Below are 3,857 nucleotides of genomic sequence, written 5' to 3'. Positions count from 1 at the left end.
GCTGTCATGATCTGGAACTGCCCCGGCCACAAATGTCCATAAAACTTTGCTATTGATAGGCGTTCGCATTAGCTGTAACCGGTCCCCCGACTGTAAAACCAAAAGGGGAATGACGTGGTGCGCTTGAAGAATTTAGCCTTGGCCAGCGCCGCGCTGATCGCGATGTGGGCGCCAGCGGCCTTCGCGGCGGGCGCCAGCGATGCAGCGAGCAGCGAGACGGAAGGCGACGAAACCATCATCGTCACCGCCGCCAATGCCGGCACCAAGACCGAAACCCCGCTGATCGAGCTGCCCCAGCCGATCAAGGTCATCACGTCCGAGCAATATCTGTCGCAGGGCGCGATCAGCATCAGCGATACGGTGAAATATGCCGCGGGCGTCCTCGCCAACCCCTATGGCCGCGACACCCGCGTCGACGGCTTCAACGTGCGCGGTCTGGACGCGCTGCAGTTCCGCGACGGCATGCGCGATATCTTCTCTTACTATGCCAGCATCACGTCCGACCCGTATAATTTCTCCCGCGTGGAGATTGTGCGCGGTCCGGCGTCGGTGCTGTTCGGACAGGGGTCCATCGGCGGCCTCGTCAACTTGGTGTCCAAGACCCCGGATTTCGAGACGCGCGGCGAGCTCAACCTCGTCTATGGCAGCTATGACCGCAAGGAAGCGCTGGGCGACGTCAATATCGCGCTGGCGGACAATCTGGCGATCCGCGCCGTTGGCCGGGTGCGCGATTCCGGCACCTATGTCGATCATGTGCCCGATGACCGGGTAATGTTCGCGCCGTCGATCCGCTGGCAACCGACGCCCGACACCGACATCGTGCTGACCGGACTCTATCAGGAGGACGACACCGGATCGACCTCGCAATTCCTGCCGATCGTCGGCACGTTCCGGCCGAACCTCGTCGCGGGCCAGCAACTCGATCGCTATACGTTTGTCGGCAAGGCGGGCTGGGACCGGTATAATGGCCGCTCGCTCCAGGGCGGCGGCAGCATCACGCATAATTTCTCGGACAATATCCGGCTGAGCCTGAAGGCCCGCTATATCGACAGCGACCTCGAATATAACACGCACTATGCCGACAGTTACACCAATCCGACCAATCCCTATGCGGTCTATGGCACCGACGGCCGCACCATCGGCCTGTATGCCGACGCCAGCGACGCGCGGATGAACGTCTTTTCGACCGACAACAACCTTCAGTTCACCTTCAACACCGGCGCGAATATCGAGCACAAGCTGCTCGTCGGTCTCGATTATAGCTGGAACAAGGTCGGCAAGCGCGGCGTGCTCGGCGTCGAGATGATCGATATTTATGACATCGATTATGACGCCCTGCAGGAATATGATCCCACCGGCCCCTACGCCTATGATTCCCAGAAGCAGCTCGGCATCTATGTGCAGGACCAGATCCGCCTGTATGACCGGGTGTCCGTGGTGCTGGGCGCCCGCCGCGACCGGGTGACGTCCTCGGCAGGGAATACGGACCACGCCACCACCTTCCGCGCGGGCGTCATCGGCGAGATCGGCGCGGGCATTTCACCCTTCTTCAGCTATACGGAGAGCTTCCTGCCGATCGCCGGTTCGATCGACAATGGCGACGGCACCTTCGGCGATCCCTACCGGCCGCAGACCGGCACCCAGTATGAGGCGGGCGTCAAGTGGCAACCGGAACCCAATACGCTGGTCACCGTCACGGCATTCCGCATCAAGGAACAGAACCGTGTACTCTACCTCGCCGCGGGAGGCACGGCGCAGTCCGGTGAGCTGTCCACCAAGGGTTTCGAGTTCGAGGCGAGCCACACCCTGCCCGGCGATTTCGAACTGCTGGTCAATTATGGCTATTCCAAGCTGAAGTCCGAAACCAACACCAGCCTCGATTATATGCCGCGCCACACGGCGTCGATCTGGTCGGCCAAGACGTTCGGCGTGACGGACAGCGCGCAGCTCCGTCTGGGCGCGGGCGTCGTCTATAACGGCAAGAGCGTGTCGACCGGCCTGCTCGACCCCTATGGCCTGAACCCCGCCATTCCCGCCGGCGAGCTTTATTCGCTCGTCACGCCCTCGCGCACCACGGTCGATGCGCTGGCGGAAGTGACATGGGAGAAGTGGCGCTTCTCGCTCAATGCGACGAACCTGCTCAACAAGCAGTTCTTCGCCTCCTGCCTGGCGCGGGGCGACTGCTTCATGGGTGCGCCGCGCAATGTGATGGGGACGGTGGGATACCGGTTCTGAATCGATCGGGCGGGGCCTGCGCGAGCGCGCGGGGGATTATGAAGGAGATGGACGATGCGTAGATTGACCATGGCGGCTGCCGCGTTGCTGCTGGCCGCGCCGGCGGCGCAGGCGCATGAGCTGTGGGTGGAGCGCGACGGGACAGGCCCGGCGCGCATCTATCTGGGCGAACCGGGCGAGGCATTGCCCGAAGGCGGCGACCCGGAGTTTGAGAAGCTGAAAGCGCCCCGGCTGGTGCCTGCGTCGCAGGCGGCGCAGGTGCGCAAGGCGGGCTATATCGAGGTGGCGGCGCCCGCAGGCGACGTCCGCGTCGTGGACGACAATGTGTTCGACCCGTGGGGCGAGGACGGCAAGAAGGAGGGCGTCATCTATTACGCCCGCGCCGGACGGGCGGAGAAGGCGGCGGCCATGCCGCTGGAGATCGCGCCCGGGGCGGCCCATGCCGACAGCTTCCTGCTGCTGCGCGACGGCAAGGCCGTGCCCGGCGCGAAGCTGACCGTGATCACGCCGGACAAATGGTCGAAAAGCTTCGTCACCGACGCGCAGGGGCAGGTGACGCTGCCGCTGAAGGAAAAGGGCCGCTATATCCTGTCGGCGACGCAGGAGGAGAAGGGCGACCTGGCCCTGCGCGGGCAGAAGGTCGCGACCCTCTATCATATCGCGACGCTGACCTTCGACCGGCGCTGAACCTGTCTCGACCTGGGTTATAGGGCAATGCGCAGGAGCACGGTTTCCATAGGCTCGAAGGCGCATGGTCAGCCGAGAAGGGCCGCTCCGGGGGCGGGGACTATCGCGCCCCGGCGTCCGTCAGATATTGCAAGGGCTTGAGCGGGCCGAGCGGCATCAGGTCGAAGCGCAATATGCCGCCCTTCACCAGCGGCAGGTCCGCCAGCAAGGCGCGCGCGTCGTCCGCGCTCGTGGCGTTCAGCAGGAATATGACGCCCTGCTTCTCCTTCTGCACCCACCATTGTTCGATACGGCCGGACAGATAGAGGCCGACCGTATCGCGCACCTCGTCGGGCATGATCGCCCGGATGCTCTGCGGCGTGTGCCCCTCAACCAGCGTGCCGATGGCAAGGACATGCGTGGTCGGCACTGGCGCGGCGAGGGAGGTCGGGGGCGGCGTCTGTTGCGCCAGCGCCGGACCGGCTGGCGAAAGCGCGACGCCCAGGGCGAGACCGAGAGCGGCGAGCGTCGGCGTAAGCGACGGGAGCGTGCGTGACGACTTTTTCATGGCGGCGATCCTTCCTTTGCGATGATCATTGCTGTCGAACGAATAAAAGGGGATATCCCCCTATATCGTCCCGCGCCAATCTGGTCTAGGATGCGCGTCACGCCCGGAAGCGCCGGGCCGATGCGGGCCGGGACCTTGGTGGAGATGATGATGGACAGCGGATCGCCCATGGCGTTCATGGCGTGCAACTGCATCGCGCTGCGCCGGGCGGCGCGGCGGATATCCAACTATTATGACGCCTGCCTCGCCCCGCTGGGCCTGCGCGCGACGCAATTTTCCATGCTGGCGCTGCTGGGCGCGCAGGGGGCGACGCCGGTCAATGGGCTGGCGCGGGCGCTGGACCTCGACCGGTCGACGGCGGGGCAGAATCTGCGGCCGCTGGAGCGGG

The 3,857-nt window shown here is 64.5% G+C and carries 4 protein-coding genes; 3 read left to right on the top strand and 1 reads right to left on the bottom strand.

The genetic code is table 11. From position 1 onward, the window contains the following. The first annotated feature begins 162 nt into the window (after positions 1-162). A complete protein-coding gene (locus BHQ40_RS24300; RefSeq protein WP_070158263.1) occupies positions 163-2,235 on the top strand; it encodes a TonB-dependent siderophore receptor in 2,073 nt (690 codons plus the stop codon). A gap of 54 nt (positions 2,236-2,289) precedes the next feature. Next, a complete protein-coding gene (locus BHQ40_RS24295; protein ID WP_070158262.1) occupies positions 2,290-2,922 on the top strand; it encodes a nickel uptake transporter family protein in 633 nt (210 codons plus the stop codon). Between the two features lie 100 nt (positions 2,923-3,022). Here the strand turns inward: BHQ40_RS24295 and BHQ40_RS24290 are convergent, their stop codons facing one another. Further along, positions 3,023-3,469, bottom strand: a complete 447-nt coding sequence (locus BHQ40_RS24290; protein WP_070158261.1) for a hypothetical protein — start codon at positions 3,467-3,469, stop codon at positions 3,023-3,025. 120 nt (positions 3,470-3,589) lie between these two features. Here BHQ40_RS24290 and BHQ40_RS24285 point away from each other — a divergent pair. Then, on the top strand, positions 3,590-3,857 hold a 268-nt coding region (locus BHQ40_RS24285), incomplete at its 3' end, for a MarR family winged helix-turn-helix transcriptional regulator (RefSeq protein WP_139139473.1).

Source organism: Sphingobium phenoxybenzoativorans (genome assembly GCF_001757355.1).
Lineage (GTDB): Bacteria > Pseudomonadota > Alphaproteobacteria > Sphingomonadales > Sphingomonadaceae > Sphingobium > Sphingobium phenoxybenzoativorans.
This window is presented reverse-complemented; position numbering and strand designations above follow the sequence as displayed.